Below are 354 nucleotides of genomic sequence, written 5' to 3'. Positions count from 1 at the left end.
CCCTGATTCCGTCCGACTTTCAGCGGTCACCGCTATACATATAGTCGCGCCGCCATGGGTACGAGAGGTCGGCGGGGTTGTCGAGTTCGTCCGGGCGGCCGGTGGCGGGCGGCTGGCCCAGGATCTGGTGCAGCGCGATCCAGCCGTGCTCGAACGCCATGGCGCAGCCGGCCAGATACAGGCGGTACGCCCGCAATGACCGTGCGCCCTGCTCGCCGCCTAATACCTGCGCGGCTTCGGGCAAGCGGGCTTCCAGCGCGTCGCTCCAGGCCCACAGCGTGCGCGCGTAGTGCGGCCGCAGGTTTTCGATGTCCACTTCCTCCAGGCCGCCATTGGTCATGGCTTCCATTACGA

1 protein-coding gene is annotated in these 354 nt (G+C 67.2%); it reads right to left on the bottom strand.

Going from position 1 to position 354, the window contains the following annotated elements; all coding sequences use genetic code 11:
- Positions 1 to 19: 19 nt before the first annotated feature.
- Positions 20 to 354: class I SAM-dependent methyltransferase (locus tag AC1DSC_RS32740; protein ID WP_478132107.1), on the bottom strand; the 335-nt coding region annotated here is incomplete at its 5' end.

It is taken from the genome of Variovorax sp. 01N425, from assembly GCF_056399465.1.
Note: the sequence above shows the minus strand (reverse complement) of the source record. Positions and strands in the feature narration are given on the sequence as shown.